Source organism: Microbacterium sp. UCD-TDU (assembly GCF_000340625.1).
Taxonomy (GTDB): Bacteria; Actinomycetota; Actinomycetes; order Actinomycetales; family Microbacteriaceae; genus Microbacterium; species Microbacterium maritypicum.
In genome coordinates this window covers 508,922-526,302 of record NZ_KB454447.1, presented here as the reverse complement: position 1 = coordinate 526,302, position 17,381 = coordinate 508,922, and the positions used below count along the sequence as shown (strand labels likewise).

Sequence of the window (17,381 nt, the reverse complement as noted above, 5' to 3'; positions counted from 1 at the left end):
GCGGCCGCCTTCTCGGCGGAACTCACAGGTTAATCCCAGCACCGGAGGTTATGGGGCGCGTCGGAGGTCAGCGAGGGATCAGCGCTTCGAGCGCCACGTCCGCGCGATCGGAGACGATTCCGTGGGCGCCGAGAGCGACGAGGCGCTGCATGTGCTCGGGCTCGTTCACCGTCCATACGTGCACTTCGACGTCATGTCGCCTGGCAGCGCGGACGAGTGCCGGCGTCATGACCTTCAGCGCACCGTAGCGCTCGGGTATCTGCAGAGCGTCGACCTCCCGCAGCACACGAGCGGGGGAGAGGCGCAGCGCCGACAGCGCCCTCAGCGCGGCGATCGTCCCGCTCCCACCGGATGTGGCCGGGCGAAGTGCTGCTCCGGACCGCAGGACCGAGGCGAGCGCGGCTCGACGGGTCGCGTCGGAGAAGCTCGTCAGGAGCACGCGGTGCGTGTGCTCGACCAGTATCGGTCCGAGCGGATCGACGGCTGCGGGGGTCTTCACATCGATGTTGAAGCGGACGTCCGGGAAGGAAGCCAATGCCTCGGCCACCGTCAGGAGTCCACCGTGGTCCGCGAAGAGCATCCGGAGTTCTCGCGTGCGCACCTCCCGCACACTGCGGCTGTCGCCGACCAGCCTGCTCAGTGTCTCATCGTGGAACAGGACGACGTCGCCATCAGCCGTCACCTGGCAGTCGGTCTCGATGTAGTCGACGCCTGCCGCATGCGCAGCAGCGAATGCCGCAGCGGAGTTCTCCCAGACGCCCGAGTCCTCGCCTGCCGCGGTGATCAGACCGCGGTGGGCGAGGACTCGGGGATGCCGCGTCTTCGAGAAGTACGGGTGCGTCACGCGCCCGGCAGCGTGTTCGTCGGACCCTGGCCCTGCTTCGGGGTGAACGCACTGCCGATGCCCTTGAGCGCCTCGGTGAGCTCGCTCGGGATGATCCACAGCTTGTTGGACTGACCCTCGCTGATCTTCGGCAGCATCTGGAGGTACTGGTAGGCGAGGAGCTTGTCGTCCGGCTCGCCCTGGTGGATCGCGCTGAAGACGTTCTGAATGGCCTCGGCCTCACCCTGCGCACGCAGCACGGCGGCCTGCTTGTCGCCCTCCGCGCGGAGGATCTCGGCCTGGCGAGCACCTTCGGCTTCCAGGATCGCAGACTGCTTCGTTCCCTCTGCCGTCAGAATCGCGGCGCGGCGGTCACGCTCTGCGCGCATCTGCTTCTCCATGGAGTCCTGGATCGAGATGGGCGGGTCGATCGCCTTGAGCTCGACACGACCGACGCGGATACCCCACTTGCCTGTCGCCTCATCGAGGACCACACGGAGCTGACCGTTGATGTTGTCGCGGCTGGTGAGCGCCTCCTCGAGGTTCAGCCCACCCACGACGTTTCGCAGGGTGGTGGTCGTCAGCTGCTCGACCGCGCCGAGGTAGTTCGCGATCTCGTAGGTCGCGGCGCGCGCATCGGTGACCTGGAAGTAGACGACGGTGTCGATCGACACGACGAGGTTGTCCTCGGTGATCACCGGCTGCGGCGGGAACGAGACGACCTGCTCGCGCATGTCGATCAGAGGGCGCAGGCGATCGATGAAGGGCACGAGGACGTTGAGCCCGGGGGTGAGGGTCTTGTGGTAGCGCCCGAGGCGTTCGACGACCCCCGCTGTGGCCTGCGGGATGATGCGGATCGCTCGGGCGACGGTGACCACCACGAAGATGATCACCGCGATCACGAGGACCCACAGGATCGCGGTGGGGATGAACGATGCGTCGTTCACGGGGTTCTCCTAGTCGTTGACGGGACGGACGATGGCGGTCGCGCCGTTGATCGCACTCACGGCGACCGGAGCGCCCTGGGGGATCGGCACGGGAGTGGCGGTGCGTGCGGTCCAGGTGTCGCCGTTGGCGAGCTTGACCTGACCCGAGATCTGCGTGATCTCGTGCAGCGCGATGCCGCGGAGGTCGACGAGGGCGTCGACGTTCGACTTCGTCGGATCCTCCCCGCGCCGCAGGCGCTTGAGCAGCGGCGGCCGCAGGAAGAGGATGAACAGCGCGGCCGCAGCGGCGGCGATGATCACCTGCACCCACACCGGGACGCCGATCAGGTCGGTGACCAGACCGACGACGCTGCCGAAGCTCAGCATGAGGAAGGTGAAATCCAGCGAGAGCATCTCGATGACGAGGAAGACGGCGATCAGGACCAGCCAGCCGATCCAAGCCCATTGGTCGATGAACGTGACGAATGTCGTGAAGTTGTCCATGCGGCCTCCTTTGTGGTCAACGTATCACGCGGGTGTCCGCGGATCCGGGTGCCACAGCGCGCGCTTGGTAGTGTGTGAGGGCCGTGCGATCACGGCTTTTTCACGCATCATGAGGAGTCACCGTGACCGACGTTCTTCCCGCAGGATCCCTTGACGGCAAGGTCGCCCTTGTCACCGGTTCATCGCGGGGCATCGGCGCCGACACCGTGCGCTACCTCGCCGAGGCCGGTGCCGACGTCGTCATCAACTTCCGCAACAAGGCACCGCGTGCCGAGAAGCTGGCCGCACAGCTGCGCGAGCTCGGTCGTCGTGCGCTCGTCGTCGGGGCCGACCTGACCGACCCCGAGTCCGTCGCCGAGATGTTCGACGCCATCCGTGCCGAGTACGGGCGTCTCGACGTGCTCGTGCTCAACGCGTCCGGCGGCATGGAGTCCGGCATGGCCGAGGACTACGCACTCACCTTGAACCGCGACGCCCAGCTCAACGTCCTGAACGCGGCGACGCCGCTGCTCGGCGAAGGCGCGCGCGTGGTGTTCGTCACCAGCCACCAGGCCCACTTCATCCGGACCACCCCGACCATGCCGGAGTACGAGCCGGTGGCACTCTCCAAGCGCGCAGGAGAAGACGCGCTGCGCGAGCTCATCCCCGGCCTGGCCGCGAAGGGGATCGGGTTCACGGTCGTCTCCGGCGACATGATCGAGGGGACGATCACCGCGACGTTGCTGGAGCGGGCGAACCCGGGAGCGATCGCGGAGCGCCGGGAATCGGCGGGCAAGCTCTACAACGTCTCGGAGTTCGCGGCCGAGGTCGCCAAGGCGACCGTCGACCCCGTGCCCGCGGACAACACGCGGCTCGTGGGTGATGTGAGCGCCTTCGCGGCCGAGTAATACGACACACAGAATCGGCCCCGTCCTGCATCATGCAGGACGGGGCCGATCGTGTTTCAGGCGATGAGCGTCAGCTCGCCGCTCCGCCCTGGACGGCGGAGACGAACTCCTTCGCGTCCCGACCGAGCGTGATGGCACGCACGATCTGAACGATGCCGAGCACGACCAGCGAGATGCCCAGCAGGAGCCAGAAGGCGAAGCCGGCGATCAGCGGCGAGAACAGCACGATGATTCCGGCGACGATGCTGAGGATCGCGTAGAGGACGGTCCAGACCCGCGACCCGTCGCTGCCGAGCAGCGTGAGGGCGACGATCCCGTCGACGATCCAGCTGACGCCGATGAAGATCACGACGACGAACGCGAGCGTGGCTGCAGCGGCGTTGAGGTTGAAGAACGCGATGACACCGGCTGCGATGTACAGCAGGCCGAGGACGATGTGGCCGACGCGGGCCCATCCTCCCTTCGCGCTCGAGAAGATGCCGAGCCCGACGTACACGAGACCGGCGACGACCAGGTACGACGCGAAGATCGCCGTCACGATGACCGCGGACTTGATCGGCCAGACGAGGAGGACGATTCCGGCGATCAGCGCGATGACGCCGGCGACCGCCAGCGTGACCCGGATCGACTTGAACAGAGACTTGGCCTCCGTGAGTGGTTCAGACATGGTGGGGAGCCCTTTCTGAGAAGATGCTGTGAGGATGCATCCTCAGGGTAGCGCTCCCGTGGTCCGGGATGGGGGAGAAGGTCCCACCCGCGTTTCGCTCCGTCACGCCGCGACTTCCGGCGACATGGCAAGATCGAGTCGTGCCCGCCGTCGACGAAGATCGCCTGCGTGAGCTCGCCGTGATGAGAAGGGTCAGAGACCGCATCGACCGCGAGTACGCCAGGCCGCTCGACGTGCAGGCTCTCGCGGACGGCGTGCACATGTCGGCCGGGCATCTGAGCCGACAGTTCCGCGAGGCCTACGGTGAATCGCCGTACTCCTACCTGATGACTCGGCGGATCGAGCGTGCGATGGCGCTGCTACGGCGCGGTGACTTGTCGGTGACGGAGGTGTGCTTCGAAGTGGGGTGCTCCTCGCTCGGCTCGTTCAGCACGAGATTCTCGGAGCTGGTCGGTGTCGCACCCAGCGTGTACCGTGAACGCGCCGCCACCGTCGAGGGGATTCCCTCGTTCCACGCCAAACAGGTGACCAGGCCGATCAGGAATCGAGAAGCGCCGCGCACCGATGCGCACCTACCGTGAACACCATGAACATCCGCATCCACTACGCATTCCTTCCGCACACCGACGCCGAAGCGGCGCTCGGTTTCTACCGCGACGCCCTCGGCTTCGAGGTTCGCAACGACGTCGGCTACGACGGGTTGCGATGGCTCACGGTCGGTCCGCCCGGCCAGCCCGAGACGTCGATCGTGCTGCATCCGCCGGCGACCGACCCCGGTATCACCGACGCCGAGCGCCAGACGATCCTCGAGCTCATCGCGAAGGGCAGCTACGCGGCGCTGACGCTGGCCAGCGACGACGTCGACGCGCTGTTCGAGCGCCTCGTCGAGCGCGGCGCCGACGTCGTCCAGGAGCCGATCGACCAGCCCTACGGGGTTCGTGACTGCGCGTTCCGCGACCCCGCAGGCAATCTGCTCCGTATCAACCAAGCCGCCTGATCTCTCCACCGACCACACGAAGGACGCCGATGACCACGGACGAGCACCCCGCCGACACCCACGACCTGATCCGCGTGCAGGGCGCGCGCGAGAACAATCTGAAGGACGTCAGCGTCGACATCCCGAAGCGCCGCCTCACCGTGTTCACCGGCGTCTCCGGTTCGGGGAAGAGCTCGCTCGTCTTCGACACGATCGCTGCCGAGTCGCGGCGCATGATCGACGAGACGTACAGTGCCTTCGTCCAAGGTTTCATGCCCTCGGTTCCACGACCCGACGTCGACGTCCTCGAGGGGCTGACGACAGCGATCATCGTCGACCAGGAACGCCTCGGCGCGAACCCGCGATCGACCGTCGGCACAGTGACGGACGCCAACGCGATGCTGCGCATCCTGTTCAGCAAGCTCGGACAGCCCTACATCGGCGGGCCGACGGCGTTCTCCTTCAACATCCCGACCCAGAAGGCCAGCGGCGTGATGACCGGCCCGGGAGGGGCGAAGAAGATCGTGAAGGACGCGATCTATCTCGGCGGCATGTGCCCACGATGCGAAGGCAGGGGAGCGGTATCCGACATCGACCTCGCCCAGATCGTCGATGAGACGAAGTCTCTCGACGAAGGCGCCATCATGGTGCCCGGCTACACCGCCGACGGATGGATGGTGAAGGGCTTCTCCCAGTCGGGGTTCTATCCGGGCGACAAGCCCATCTCGCAGTTCACCGAGGAGCAGCGTCACCTCTTCCTCTACGGCGAGGTCACGAAGGTGAAGATCTCCGGAATCAACATGACCTATGAGGGTCTCATCCCGAAGATCACCAAGTCGATGCTGTCGAAAGACCTCGATGCGCTGCAGCCTCACGTCCGTGCCTTCGTCGAGCGTGTGGCCACCTTCGCGATCTGTCCGGAGTGCGACGGGACCCGCCTCACCGAAGGTGCGCGCTCCTCGAAGATCGAGGGCGTGAGCATCGCCGACGCCTGCCGCATGCAGGTCACGGATCTGGCCGACTGGGTGCGAGGACTCGATCTTCCCGAAGCCGGCCCGCTGCTGCAGGCGCTCAGCGCCAACCTCGACGCCTTCGTCACGTTGGGGCTCGGCTACCTCAGTCTGGAACGGCCCTCCGGCACACTGTCCGGGGGAGAGGCGCAGCGCATCAAGATGCTCCGGCACCTCGGCTCTTCGCTCACCGACATCACCTACGTCTTCGACGAGCCGACGATCGGCCTGCACCCGCACGACATCCAGCGCATGAACGGGCTCCTGCTCCAGCTGCGCGACAAGGGCAACACCGTGCTGGTCGTGGAACACAAGCCCGAGACCATCGTGATCGGCGACCACGTGGTCGACCTGGGGCCTGGCGCGGGAAGCGCCGGTGGCGAGATCTGCTTCGAAGGCACGGTCGAGGGGCTGAAGGCGAGCGGCACGAAGACCGGTGAGCATCTCGACGACAGGGCACAGCTGAAAGATGCGGTGCGCTCGGGCACGGGAGCCATCGAGGTGCGAGAAGCGACCGCGAACAACCTGCAGGCCGTCGATGTCGACATCCCGACCGGCGTGCTCACGGTCGTGACGGGAGTGGCTGGCTCCGGCAAGAGCTCGCTCATCCACGGATCGGTCTCGAACCGCGAGGGTGTCGTGTCGATCGATCAAGCGGCGATCAAGGGGTCCCGCCGCAGCAACCCCGCGACCTACACGGGGCTTCTCGAGCCGATCCGCAAGGCGTTCGCGAAGGCCAACGGCGTCAAGCCCGCTCTGTTCAGCGCGAACTCCGAAGGTGCCTGCCCGTCATGCAAGGGTGCGGGCGTCATCATCACCGAGCTCGGCTTCATGGACACCATCGAGACGCCGTGCGAGGACTGCGGAGGCAAGCGCTTCCAAGTCGGCGTGCTCGAGTACAAGCTCGCGGGCAAGGACATCACCGAGGTTCTCGACCTCCCGGTCTCCGAGGCCCGGGTGTTCTTCAGTGAGGGAGAGGCCAAGCTGCCTGCGGCCGCGGCCATCCTCGGCCGGTTGGAAGACGTGGGGCTCGGGTATCTCTCGCTGGGACAGCCGCTGTCGACGCTGTCGGGTGGCGAACGTCAGCGCATCAAGTTGGCGATCCAGATGGGGGAGAAGGGGGACGTGTACGTGCTCGACGAGCCCACCACGGGCCTTCACCTGGCGGATGTCGACAAGATCCTCGGCCTCCTGGATCGACTCGTCGACGCCGGGAAGACCGTGATCGTGATCGAGCACCATCAGGCGGTCATGGCGCACGCGGATTGGATCATCGACATCGGGCCCGGAGCCGGTCACGACGGCGGCAAGGTCGTCTTCGAGGGAACACCGACAGATTTGGTATCCCAAAAATCGACGTTGACGGGGGAGCACCTCGCAGCCTACGTCGGCGTCTGAGATGAGTCGGGGGCGCCTCACCTGAGGCGCCCCCGACGCTCGGGGCCGCCGCGGAGGTCGCTTCAGTCCCGCCGGGCGATGATCGTGTAGGTGCACGGCATCAGATCGCGTTCGGCTTCGGGCCAGGCATAACCACCGGCGACCTCGACCATGCGGTCGCTGAACTGCCACGGCAGGGTCCGGCCCTCGTCGAAGTGCAAGAGGCGTAGACCTGCGCGCAGCAGCGCGCCGAGGATCTCGGACAACGAGTGGGGCCACTCGTAGGTGCGCGCGTGGGAGATGCGACCGTCGCCGGCATAGGTGGAGTCGTCATCCCACTGCTGTGCATGCCCGGTCGCGAAGTACGGATATCGCGTGGTCAGACTTGCGGCGTCCTCATCCAACGCATAGAGGGCGGGATGGCCGTCGCGGATGAAGAACACGCCGCCTGGGCGCAACAGCGCGACGATCTGCGCGGCCCACCGATCCAGGTCGTCAAGCCAGGTGATCGTCCCGATACTCGTGTAGACGACGTCGAAGTCGCCGACGACGGCGGCCCGCGCATCGAGGACATCGGTCTCCACCCACGTGGCCTCGACGCCCAGGCGCGTCGCGAGCTCACCGGCTGTGTGAAGCGCCGACGGCGAGAAGTCGACGCCCGTCACCCTCGCGCCGGCGCGAGCCAGTGAGACGGTGTCGGTGCCGATGTGGCACTGCAGGTGGCACAGGTCGAGTCCGGACAGACCGCCCGATGGAAGGAATGCAGACATCGCGGCGAGATCGTCGCGCACGACATCACTCAGATGATCCGGATCGTCGAACGCCTCGAGTCCGTATGCTTCCTCGTGCACAGGAACGCGATCTTCCCAGTTCGCCTGGTTCGCTCGCCGTGCAGATTCCCAGTCGATGTCGACATTGCGTCCATTCACGGTGCGAGCCTATCGACTGCCGCTTCCCAGCGAGGAACGATATCCGATAATGCACATTATGTCAGCTAGCGGAAAACCCAGCTATCCCCGATCGCCGAAGATCTGCCGTGCGCGGACCACGATGTCGTCGAGACGGGATTGCAGATAGGGACCGGGGCATTCGGTCCCCGACCACGTTTCGCGGTGAGAGATGACGTGGGCTCGGTCGATCGTGAACGACACCGGCACGCCGTCCAGACTCTTGCCGTCAAGGGTCGCAAGCCACGCGATCATCTGCGCGAGTTCTTCGAGTTGCGCCTCCGTCACCGCGTACTCAGGTGCCCCGCTGACGTTGAGAGTCTCCACCGCGACGGACCGCCAGTTCCAGTCAGCGCCGGTTGCGGACGGTTTCGCGGTCGGACGAATCAACTCGATGACGGAACCGTCACGGCCGCCCCCGCGCCGGCAGCGATGAGAAACCGCCTTCGGGTATGCGCCTCCGGGCGCACAGCAGGCTCGGGCGGGTGAGAGTGCGGCATCTGCCCATTCAACACGCCCAGCTGTCACCAGGCGTGATGATCACCGAACTGCCCGCCGCGGGTTGCGAGAATGGTTCGATGGTTGGCACCGGCAGTGACTCCACCCGTCTCGTCATCTTGCGCGGCGATGCGGCGTCGGGCAAAACGACGACGGCGACGGCGCTGCGGCCGAAGCTCGGTGAGCGGGTGGCTCTCATCTCGCAGGATCACTTTCGCCGGGAGCTGCTGCACGACCCCGATCGGCTGAGGCGGTCCAGGGACGCGAGCGTCCTGATCGTCGGCGCTGCCAGACAGGCACTCGACCTCGGATACGACGTGATTCTCGATGGCGTCTTCAATCTGCGCGACTACTCCGACGTCTTCGAGAGCTTGTATCGCGACCACCGCGGGACGACGTGCATCTACCAGTTCGACGTCGGTCTCGACGAGACGGTCCGGCGCCACGCGGGGAGGCCGCTCGCGAATGACTTCGGTGAGGACAGGATCCGCGAATGGCACAACGGGTGGCAACCACTCCCCTGGTTCGATGAGCGACGGGTCGGACCGGAGACGACTACCGCAGAACTCGTGACGATCATCGTGGAAGACCTCGGCGGCGGCATGCGCATGTGATTGCGCCACACACGATCACCGGGTGGCGGAGGAGATCGAGATCGACGAGTCCGCCCTCCTGCGCTACCGCGGTCGCAGCTGGCTGTAGACGAGCATGTCCTTGCGCTCATCACCGATCGTCTGCCACGTTCTCGGAGGAGTAGCGTTGAGGGGTGCAGCAGGTCTCCCTCTCCCCCGTCTCGACACCGGGGTGGCGAGCATGGCTGATCTGGTCTGTCGGGGTCGCGGCATATGTGCTCGCGATCACGAACCGCACATCCCTCGGGTCCGTCGGTGTCGAAGCGGCGGACCGGTTTCAAGCGGATGCGTCGACGCTGGCGCTGTTCGCCGTGGTGCAGCTCGCCGTCTACGGCGGCATGCAGATTCCCGTCGGCATTCTGCTGGATCGCTTCGGGTCGCGTCCGATCATGACGATCGGCATGTTGCTCATGGCCGCGGGCCAGCTGACCATGGCGCTCTCCCCCAGCATCGGCATCGCGATCCTCGCACGCGTGCTGCTCGGCGCAGGCGACGCCGCGATCTTCCCCGCCGTCCTGCGTCTGGTGGCGACCTGGTTTCCTGCGCAACGAGGGCCGATCATGGTCCAGTTCACCGGCATCATCGGCCAGACCGGCCAGCTGATCGCCCTGGTTCCCGTCGCTGCGCTCCTGCACGCCACCAGCTGGAGCATCACCTTCGGCAGCATCGCCGGCCTCGGCGTGCTCTTCACCATCCTCGTCGCCCTGGTCATCCGCAACCATCCCGCAGAGCGCGGTGCCGACGTGACCGTGGACACCGATACCGGCGTCATCCGCGTCGTCACCTCCGCGATAGATACCGGAGTCGGCATACGCGCAGCGTGGGCGCACCCGGGAACCCGTCTCGCGTTCTGGTCTCACTTCACCACGCCGTTCGCAGGCACCGCGTTCGTCCTCCTCTGGGGTATGCCGTTCCTCACCGCTGCGGAGGGACTCGATACCGCGCACGCCGCCGGCATCATCTCGGTATATGTCATTGCAGGCATGCTTCTCGGGCCGATCATCGGCGATCTCTCCCGCCGGCTGCCGAATCACCGATCCCTCGCTCTCGTGCTCCCCGCCGTCGGAGTGCAGATGGTCGCCTGGTTAGCCGTCATCGCCCTGCCAAGCACCGCACCGAGCTGGCTCCTGTACGTGCTGGCCATCGCGCTCGCGACCGGCGGACCCGCATCGATGATCGCCTTCGACCACGCGCGGACGCACAACCCGTCCCACAGGCTCAGCACGGCAACGGGGGTGACGAACGCCGGCGGCTTCATCGCCGCACTCATCGCCATCTTCCTGATCGGACTCGCCCTCGACCTCCAGGGCGCCGGCACTCCCGAGACCTATTCGCTGGATGCCTTCCGGATCGCGTTCCTCATGCCGATCCCCCTCTGGATCATCGGCACCGTGTTCATCCTCATCGAACGCAAGCGGACGCGAATCCGCATGGGTCTGGATCCCGATCGACGGCGCTGAGCGCGCCCTATCGGAGCAGGTGCTGCAACGTCTCCACGATCAGCTCCACGCTGACGCGCTCTGGCACCTCCTCGTCGCCCGCTTCGAATTCCGCGAGTTCGATCCCCCGGACCGAGTCTGGCGGCAGCGCAGCGAAGATGGCCGCCACGTGGCGAGGCAGCAACCCGCCTCCCACCCGGTAGGCGGCGGGGACGTACCCGGGCTCGAGCACGTCCCAATCGACGTGGATCCACACCGGGCGCCCGGCGACGAGTTCGAGCACGCGTTCCGGCGTGCTCTCCGAGGGAGCAAGAACGGTGACCCCGGCTCCGGCGAGCAGCTCGGCCTCGGCAGCGTCGATATCGCGACCGCCGACAACGACCACCTGCTTCGGATCGATGCCTGCGCCATGGCCGCTGTCCCAGAGTCCGCAAGCCGCGGCCAGGACCATACCGCCGAGGTAGCCGGAATCCGTCGTCTCCGGTGTGTTGAAGTCTCCGTGCGCATCGATCCAGACAACGACGGCGTCGGGATGGTGCTCGGCAGCGGTGGGAAGAGTGCCGAGGCTCGCCGCGCAGGTGTTCGTGATGAGAAGGGGTGTCGCGCCCGCCGAAGTGGCGTCCTGCACAGCTGCGCGCAATCCGTTCAGAGTCGCCTCCGCTTCGGGGAGCGCGACAGACCAGTCATCGATCACGCTCGGTGTCGGAGAGCCGATCACCAGTGGTTCGATCCCCAGCAGTGCGGAAACTGCCTCACCCACGCGTCGTGCACCCACGAGCGCTCCGTCGGTGCGATCGGCCACACGGCCTTGGGAGACGATGAGCGCGTAGGAGGATGCCATGTTTCCCAGCTTTCCATCTGCGACCAACAGGACAAAACGCGAAGCGATCCAGCCCCCGGCGATCGCGCGGTACGAGAGCCTCAGGCTCGACGCGGCGTCCACCCCGAGGGAAGCGGGCCCTCTTGCACGGCTCGCTCACGGTCGGCTCGGGCGGACCAGCCCTGCGCACGGTCGACCGTGTCGAATGCACCACGAGCCAGTCGGAGACCAACATCCTCGTGATGCATGCGCGGCGCTCCCCCACGGCGGACAGACGCGCGCACGCTCCAGGCGTCGTCAGCGAAGCCGCCGCCACGGAACACGCGGTAGTCGTCGTAGCGGGCGGGGTCCAGGAGGTCCCAGCACCATTCCCAGACGTTGCCGAGCGTGTCGAAGAGACCGTGGAGGTTCGGCAGTTTGCCGCCGATGTCCTGCGGCACCGAGATGCCGTCCGCGCTCGTCCACGCGGCGTCGGCCAGAGGCGCATAGTGCGGCCCGGTCGAACCGGCCCGGCACGCGAACTCCCACTCCGCTTCGGTGGGCAATCGGTACCCATCTGCGGTCGTGTCCCACGAGACGTCCTCACCATCGAACAGGTAGACCCGATCCAGGCCCTCCCACTCGGATGCGGCGTTGCAGAAGTGGATGGCACGCAGCCAGCTGAGGTCGGATGCGGGGCGACGAGGGTGGCGCACCGGGATGCCCAGCACCTCTGCGAGCTGCTCCTCCGTCACGGGATACACACCGATCTCGAAGGGCTCCAGAGCGACAACGCGCTGTTCCTCGCGGCGTGCGTCTCGCAGTGTCAGCACGCCGGCGGGGATGCGGGCGAACTCGAAATCGCTCACCGGTCCCCCGTGTCCGAGCGACGTGCTCGATTCACGACGGCACGCGCTCTACCCACGACGGGAACTTGGCCATGCGCCCGTCGCCGGAGGATGTGCGGGTCACGCGCCGACGGACCCAGGGGCCCACGAACTCACGATAGTACGCGAGCCCCGACGGCCCCGCGCCGAGGCGATCGCTCGGCGCCCACCAGGTCTCCGGCGGTTCGAAGCCGAGCGCATGCAGCACCCGAGCCGCCACACGGTGATGGCCCGCCGCGTTCATGTGCAGCCGGTCGTCGGCCCAGTACGCGCCGCGGGAGAGCTCACGATCCGGCCAGTTGAGTGCACGGACCACATCGGGGCGCTCTTCGATCCGTCGAAGCACGGCATCAGAGAGGAGATCTCCGCGCCGTTGAACGAGGGATCCCATCGGAAGCTGTCCACTCGGGTTCGCCCCGGAGAGCAGGATCATGGTCACCCCCTCCTCGTCGCACCGGCGCAGCACGCGGCTGAACGCATCGGCGATGTGCTCGACATCGGTGCGTGGGCGAAGCATGTCGTTGCCTCCGCCGTTGAAGGAGAGATGTGTCGGCCTCAGCGCGAGCGCAGGCTCGAGCTGCTGCTCGACGATCGGCCAAGCGAGCTTGCCTCTGATCGCGAGGTTGGCGTACTGGATCGAGTGTCCTGCGGCATCCGCCCACCCTTGAGCCGCGAGATCCGCCCAGCCGCGCTCACGCCCATCCGGGAGTACATCGCCGACCCCCTCGGTGAAGGAATCGCCGATCGCCACGAACCGCACAGCTGCCATCGTCCCAGCCTATTGCGGCAGACGAGAGCAGGCGTCAACGATCGTCGAGCGCCTGCCCGCCGCGGTCGACGAGCCCCCATGCTGCGGCCGCAGCACCGAGGAAGCACACCCCGAACACCGCGAACAGCAGCGGCGCTCCACCAGCGAGCAGCAGCACCGGAACGGAGAGCGGTGCCACGATCGATGCGATGCGCCCCACGCCGGCCGCCCAACCGGCGCCCGTACCCCGCAGTGAGGTGGGATAGATCTCGGGGGTCACGGCGTACAGGGCGCCCCAGGCGCCCAGGTTGAAGAACGACAGCGCCATGCCCGCGGCGATGATGGCGCCCTCGGTCGTCGCGGTGCCGAAGATCACTGCAGACACCGCAGAACCGAGCAGGAACACCGACAGCGTCACCCGTCGCCCCCACACCTCGATCAACCACGCCGCGACCGCATACCCCGGCAGCTGGGCCAGCGTGATGATGAGGGTGAAGCCGAACGAACGCACCAGATCGAATCCGGCATCCACGAGGATGCTCGGTATCCAGATGAACGCCCCGTAGTAGGCGAAGTTCACGCCCAACCACACCGCCCACAGGCACAGTGTGCGCAATCGGAACTCCGGGTTCCAGAGCGTTGCCAGTCGCGCGCGTGCGGTGACCGCGATCGCACGTGACGCCGGCTCCTTGCGGATAGCGGGGGCACCGCCCACCCCGGCATCGGCCTCGAACGCCGAGACGATGCGGTCTGCTTCCGCGATGCGTCCTCGCGATGCGAGCCAGCGGGGCGATTCCGGCATCCGCCACCGCACGAAGAGTGCGTACACGGCAGGGATCGCGCCGAGCGCGAAGGCCCAGCGCCACCCGTCGTCTGAGGCCGGTATGACGAGGAAGCCGATCACCGCGGCCGCGGTCCATCCGAGTGCCCAGAAGGCCTCCAGCACCACGATCAGCCGGCCGCGGATCCGCGCCGGAGCGAACTCGCTCACATACGTCGATGCGACCGGGAGCTCGGCGCCGAGACCGAGACCGACCAGGAACCGGAGAACGAGCAGCGCCGCGAGACCTCCGACGAGCGCGCTGGCACCGGTCGCGATGCCGTACACGAGCAGCGTGAGCGCGAACACCTGCCGTCGTCCGAAACGATCCGCCAGCAGTCCACCGAGCGTCGCGCCGATGGCCATGCCGATGAACCCGACCGAGGCGATCCACCCGGCTTCGCCCTTCGTCAGCCCCCACTGCTGCGTGAGAGCGGCGAGGATGAAGGAGATCAGACCGACATCCATCGCGTCCAAAGCCCAGCCGAGCCCGGACCCCGTCAGCAGACGCAGGTGGCGACGGGTGAACGGCAGGACGTCCAGGCGCTCAGCCAGCGATGAGCGGCTCGGCAAGGCGGTGTTGGCCATGCTCTTCATCGTAGAGCCGAGCGCCCGACGTCCCGCGCCCGATGACGTCAGTCCTGGGCGTCGAGGATCCGCTTCACCCGCGGGATCACCTCGGTGCCGTACAACTCGATGCTGCGCATCATCGACTCGTGCGACAGGGTGCCGGTGGCGTACTTCAAGTCGAACCGGCCGAGTCCCAGCGTCGTGATCGTGTCGGCGATCTTCGCCGCGACGCGATCCGGCGAGCCCGCGTAGATCGCTCCCTCAGGACCGATGTCGTTCTGGAAGCGCGCACGACTGTATACCGGCCACCCGCGCTCACGTCCGATCGTGTTGTTCATGGCCTCGAAACCGGAGTACGCGGCGTCCCAGGCCTCCGCGTCCGTCTCGGCGATGTGGCCGGGCGAATGCACCGAGACGGGGTGCGACGTCGTGCCGAAGGAGGCCACGGAGCGGTGGTACAGGTCGACGAAGGGCTTGAACCGCGCCGCCGATCCCCCGATGATCGCGAGCATCAGGCCGAGGCCATGGCGTGCGACACGGACGACCGACTCCGGGCTGCCCCCCACACCGACCCAGGTGCGCAGACCCTTCTCGGTCTTCGGGAAGACGTTCGCGTTCTCGAGCGAAGCGCGCATGGTTCCCGACCACGTCACCGGCTCCTCCTTGAGGAGCTCGACGAACAGCTCGAGCTTCTGCTCGAAGAGTGCGTCGTAGTCACGGAGGTCATAGCCGAACAACGGGAACGACTCGATGAAGGAGCCGCGGCCGAGAACCACCTCGGCACGACCGTTGGAGAGAGCATCCAACGTCGAGAACCGCTCGAACACACGCACAGGGTCGTCGGAAGAGAGCACCGTCACCGCCGTGCCCAACCGGATGTGCGTGGTGCGGGCCGCGATAGCGGCCAGCACCATCTCCGGCGCGGAGACCGCGAACTCCGCGCGGTGATGCTCCCCCACCCCGAAGAAGTCCACACCGACCGTGTCGGCCAGCTCTGCCTGCGCGACGATGTTGCGGATCGTCTGCGCGCCGGTGAGGAGCTCTCCGTCCGCGTTCCTGGTGATGTCGCCGAACGTGTCCAACCCGAATTCGATGCCCATGTCATCCCTTCCTATTCAGATGAATGAACACGCCTCGGTCGGACCGCATTCCCGTCAGCGCGGAAGCAAAGCGCTGCGCAGCGTGTCGAGGCCGACACCGCCCATGTCGAGTGCGCGCTTGTGGAAGTCCTTGAAGGAGAACGCATCGCCTTCGGCTGCGCGGACGCCGTCACGAACCTGTTCCCAGATGCGCTGACCGACTTTGTAGGACGGCGCCTGCCCTGGCCAGCCCAGGTAGCGATTCACCTCGAACTGCACGAACTGGTCCGACATGTTCACGTTCCGGCGCATGAAGTCCAGTGCGTACTCGGCGTCCCAGACACCCGTACCGTCGAGTCGCGGCTTGCCCAGGTGCACGCCGATGTCGAGCACCACGCGGGCGGCCCGCATACGCTGTCCGTCGAGCATGCCGAGACGGTCGGCGGGGTCGTCGAGGTAACCCAGCTGCTCCATCAGGCGTTCGGCATACAGAGCCCAGCCCTCGGCATGACCCGAGGTGCCGGCGAGCAGACGGCGCCAGGAGTTGAGCTCGGCCCGGTTGTACACGGCCTGGGCGATCTGGAGGTGGTGTCCCGGCACGCCCTCATGGAACACGGTGGTCAGCTCGCGCCAGGTGTCGAACTCGGTCACGCCCTCGGGGACCGACCACCACATGCGGCCGGGACGGGAGAAGTCATCCGTCGGCCCGGTGTAGTAGATGCCGCCCTCCTGCGTGGGGGCGATCATGCACTCGAGAGTGCGGATGGCCTCTGGAATGTCGAAGTGCGAGGCGCCGAGCTCGGCGACTGCGCGGTCGCTCGTCTCCTGCATCCACCTCTGGAGCGCGTCGGTGCCGACGAGCTTGCGGGCGGGATCCGCCTCGAGATGGGCGACGGCCTCTTCCACGGACGCACCGGGCAGGATCTCGTTCGCGATCGCGGTCTGCTCGGCCACCATGCGCGCGAGCTCCTCGCGCCCCCACTCGTACGTCTCGTCGAGGTCGATCGTCGCCCCGAGGAAGCGACGGGAGTTCAGCGCATACAGGTCGCGTCCGACCGCGTCGACCTCGCCCGTCGCGGGAGCGAGCTCTTCCACGAGGAAGCGACGAAGCTCGTCGTAAGCGACACGTGCGGCGGCGGAGTTGTCGGCGAGGCTGCGCGCGAGCGAAGCGGGCAGCTGCCCCTCATCGGGATCGGCATCGGCCACGAAGGCGGCGAAGAAGCCGTCATCGGCCGTGTAGCGATCGATCTGCGTCGCGACCTCGACGACCTGGCGTCGCGCAGGCGTCACTCCCTCGGCGATCCCGGTACGCAGGGTCTCGACGTAACCGCGCAGTGCCTCGGGGACCGCGGCGAGCCTCGTCGCGATCACATCCCAGTTCTCGACGGTCGCGGTCGGCATCAGATCGAACGCCGCGCGCACATCCTGCGCGGCCGAGGCGATGACGTTGAGGTCACGCAGATGCCATTTCGCGTCGTGCAGCTCGAGGTCGAGACGCAGCTCGGCTCCGAGGTCGGTCTTGGTGACCTCGTCGATCGCATCGACCGGCTCGAGTGCGGAGAGCTTGTCGAGGGTCGCGCGGGTCGCCGCGGCGATCTCCTCATGCCCCGCCGGGCTCAGGTCGCCGAAACGGTCGTTCACCTCGTCGCGGCCGATATACGTCCCGAGCGTGGGCGCCAGGACCGCGATCGTGTCGACCCATTCATCGGCGACGGCGTCGATGGCGGAGGGGGTGCGGGGAGCTGAAGTCATAGCTGTCAGCCTAATCCCCGGCCCCCTTCCGCCGCCGGAC

18 protein-coding genes are annotated in these 17,381 nt (G+C 66.9%); 6 read left to right on the top strand and 12 right to left on the bottom strand.

All coding sequences use genetic code 11. The annotated features are described in order from the left end of the window. Positions 1-67 precede the first annotated feature (67 nt). The 3 genes from D514_RS32825 to D514_RS32815 are packed head-to-tail and all read right to left on the bottom strand — an operon-like array spanning position 68 to position 2,253. Complete coding sequence (locus tag D514_RS32825; RefSeq protein WP_017830623.1) at positions 68-844, bottom strand: glycerophosphodiester phosphodiesterase family protein; 777 nt, start codon at positions 842-844, stop codon at positions 68-70. Continuing rightward, complete coding sequence (locus D514_RS32820) at positions 841-1,770, bottom strand: SPFH domain-containing protein (RefSeq protein ID WP_017830622.1); 930 nt, start codon at positions 1,768-1,770, stop codon at positions 841-843. The genes D514_RS32825 and D514_RS32820 overlap by 4 nt, the downstream gene beginning before the upstream one ends. Positions 1,771-1,779: 9 nt before the next feature. Continuing rightward, entirely contained in the window at positions 1,780-2,253 is a 474-nt protein-coding gene (locus tag D514_RS32815) for an NfeD family protein (protein ID WP_017830621.1), read from the bottom strand. Between the two features lie 122 nt (positions 2,254-2,375). Between D514_RS32815 and D514_RS32810 the strand changes: the two genes are divergently transcribed. Next, complete coding sequence (locus tag D514_RS32810; RefSeq protein WP_017830620.1) at positions 2,376-3,140, top strand: SDR family oxidoreductase; 765 nt, start codon at positions 2,376-2,378, stop codon at positions 3,138-3,140. Positions 3,141-3,210: 70 nt separating this feature from the next. On the opposite strand, the gene D514_RS32805 is transcribed toward D514_RS32810, so the two are convergent. Continuing rightward, entirely contained in the window at positions 3,211-3,807 is a 597-nt protein-coding gene (locus D514_RS32805; protein WP_017830619.1) for an HdeD family acid-resistance protein, read from the bottom strand. A 182-nt stretch (positions 3,808-3,989) separates the two neighbouring features. Here D514_RS32805 and D514_RS32800 point away from each other — a divergent pair, with 182 nt between their 5' ends. Genes D514_RS32800 through D514_RS32790 form a run of 3 tightly spaced genes read left to right on the top strand, consistent with a single transcriptional unit; the run spans position 3,990 to position 7,191 of the window. Continuing rightward, entirely contained in the window at positions 3,990-4,388 is a 399-nt protein-coding gene (locus D514_RS32800; RefSeq protein ID WP_081603941.1) for a helix-turn-helix transcriptional regulator, read from the top strand. Positions 4,389-4,393: 5 nt separating this feature from the next. Continuing rightward, complete coding sequence (locus D514_RS32795) at positions 4,394-4,804, top strand: VOC family protein (RefSeq protein WP_031206157.1); 411 nt, start codon at positions 4,394-4,396, stop codon at positions 4,802-4,804. Between the two features lie 29 nt (positions 4,805-4,833). Next, complete coding sequence (locus D514_RS32790; RefSeq protein ID WP_017830616.1) at positions 4,834-7,191, top strand: excinuclease ABC subunit UvrA; 2,358 nt, start codon at positions 4,834-4,836, stop codon at positions 7,189-7,191. Positions 7,192-7,253: 62 nt separating this feature from the next. Here D514_RS32790 and D514_RS32785 read toward each other — a convergent pair whose 3' ends face one another. Together D514_RS32785 and D514_RS38520 are read right to left on the bottom strand one after the other, a co-directional pair. Then, a complete protein-coding gene (locus D514_RS32785; RefSeq protein WP_017830615.1) occupies positions 7,254-8,099 on the bottom strand; it encodes a bifunctional 2-polyprenyl-6-hydroxyphenol methylase/3-demethylubiquinol 3-O-methyltransferase UbiG in 846 nt (281 codons plus the stop codon). An 81-nt stretch (positions 8,100-8,180) separates the two neighbouring features. Next, entirely contained in the window at positions 8,181-8,645 is a 465-nt protein-coding gene (locus tag D514_RS38520) for an N-acetylmuramoyl-L-alanine amidase (protein ID WP_236610969.1), read from the bottom strand. Between D514_RS38520 and D514_RS32775 the strand changes: the two genes are divergently transcribed. Continuing rightward, a complete protein-coding gene (locus tag D514_RS32775) occupies positions 8,609-9,229 on the top strand; it encodes an AAA family ATPase (RefSeq protein ID WP_236610968.1) in 621 nt (206 codons plus the stop codon). The two genes, D514_RS38520 and D514_RS32775, sit on opposite strands and share 37 nt — an antisense overlap. Positions 9,230-9,381: 152 nt before the next feature. Beyond that, entirely contained in the window at positions 9,382-10,707 is a 1,326-nt protein-coding gene (locus D514_RS32770; RefSeq protein WP_017830612.1) for a nitrate/nitrite transporter, read from the top strand. A 7-nt stretch (positions 10,708-10,714) separates the two neighbouring features. On the opposite strand, the gene D514_RS32765 is transcribed toward D514_RS32770, so the two are convergent. From D514_RS32765 to D514_RS32740, 6 genes are all read right to left on the bottom strand, one after another. Further along, positions 10,715-11,527 (bottom strand): arginase family protein, encoded by an 813-nt coding sequence (locus D514_RS32765; RefSeq protein WP_031206155.1) that lies wholly within the window; start codon positions 11,525-11,527, stop codon positions 10,715-10,717. 80 nt (positions 11,528-11,607) lie between these two features. After that, positions 11,608-12,354 (bottom strand): SUMF1/EgtB/PvdO family nonheme iron enzyme, encoded by a 747-nt coding sequence (locus tag D514_RS32760; RefSeq protein WP_017830610.1) that lies wholly within the window; start codon positions 12,352-12,354, stop codon positions 11,608-11,610. Between the two features lie 31 nt (positions 12,355-12,385). Further along, the gene (locus tag D514_RS32755; RefSeq protein ID WP_031206153.1) at positions 12,386-13,141 is read right to left on the bottom strand and encodes an SGNH/GDSL hydrolase family protein; all 756 of its coding nucleotides are present in this window, start codon (positions 13,139-13,141) and stop codon (positions 12,386-12,388) included. A 34-nt stretch (positions 13,142-13,175) separates the two neighbouring features. Further along, positions 13,176-14,528 (bottom strand): MFS transporter, encoded by a 1,353-nt coding sequence (locus tag D514_RS32750; RefSeq protein ID WP_017830608.1) that lies wholly within the window; start codon positions 14,526-14,528, stop codon positions 13,176-13,178. Between the two features lie 47 nt (positions 14,529-14,575). Continuing rightward, positions 14,576-15,610 (bottom strand): LLM class flavin-dependent oxidoreductase, encoded by a 1,035-nt coding sequence (locus D514_RS32745; RefSeq protein ID WP_017830607.1) that lies wholly within the window; start codon positions 15,608-15,610, stop codon positions 14,576-14,578. 54 nt (positions 15,611-15,664) lie between these two features. Continuing rightward, on the bottom strand, positions 15,665-17,341 hold the full coding sequence (locus D514_RS32740; protein WP_017830606.1) for a DUF885 domain-containing protein: 1,677 nt from the start codon (positions 17,339-17,341) through the stop codon (positions 15,665-15,667). Between the last annotated feature and the right edge of the window lie 40 nt (positions 17,342-17,381).

What these genes read in the sequence shown, in the direction of transcription:
- D514_RS32815 (WP_017830621.1), bottom strand. Translation starts at nt 2,253, where the DNA reads ATGGACAACTTCACGACATTCGTCACGTTCATCGACCAATGGGCTTGG.
- D514_RS32805 (WP_017830619.1), bottom strand. Translation starts at nt 3,807, where the DNA reads ATGTCTGAACCACTCACGGAGGCCAAGTCTCTGTTCAAGTCGATCCGG.
- D514_RS32800 (WP_081603941.1), top strand. Translation starts at nt 3,990, where the DNA reads ATGAGAAGGGTCAGAGACCGCATCGACCGCGAGTACGCCAGGCCGCTC.
- D514_RS32795 (WP_031206157.1), top strand. Translation starts at nt 4,394, where the DNA reads ATGAACATCCGCATCCACTACGCATTCCTTCCGCACACCGACGCCGAA.
- D514_RS32790 (WP_017830616.1), top strand. Translation starts at nt 4,834, where the DNA reads ATGACCACGGACGAGCACCCCGCCGACACCCACGACCTGATCCGCGTG.
- D514_RS32765 (WP_031206155.1), bottom strand. Translation starts at nt 11,527, where the DNA reads ATGGCATCCTCCTACGCGCTCATCGTCTCCCAAGGCCGTGTGGCCGAT.
- D514_RS32755 (WP_031206153.1), bottom strand. Translation starts at nt 13,141, where the DNA reads ATGGCAGCTGTGCGGTTCGTGGCGATCGGCGATTCCTTCACCGAGGGG.
- D514_RS32750 (WP_017830608.1), bottom strand. Translation starts at nt 14,528, where the DNA reads ATGGCCAACACCGCCTTGCCGAGCCGCTCATCGCTGGCTGAGCGCCTG.
- D514_RS32745 (WP_017830607.1), bottom strand. Translation starts at nt 15,610, where the DNA reads ATGGGCATCGAATTCGGGTTGGACACGTTCGGCGACATCACCAGGAAC.
- D514_RS32740 (WP_017830606.1), bottom strand. Translation starts at nt 17,341, where the DNA reads ATGACTTCAGCTCCCCGCACCCCCTCCGCCATCGACGCCGTCGCCGAT.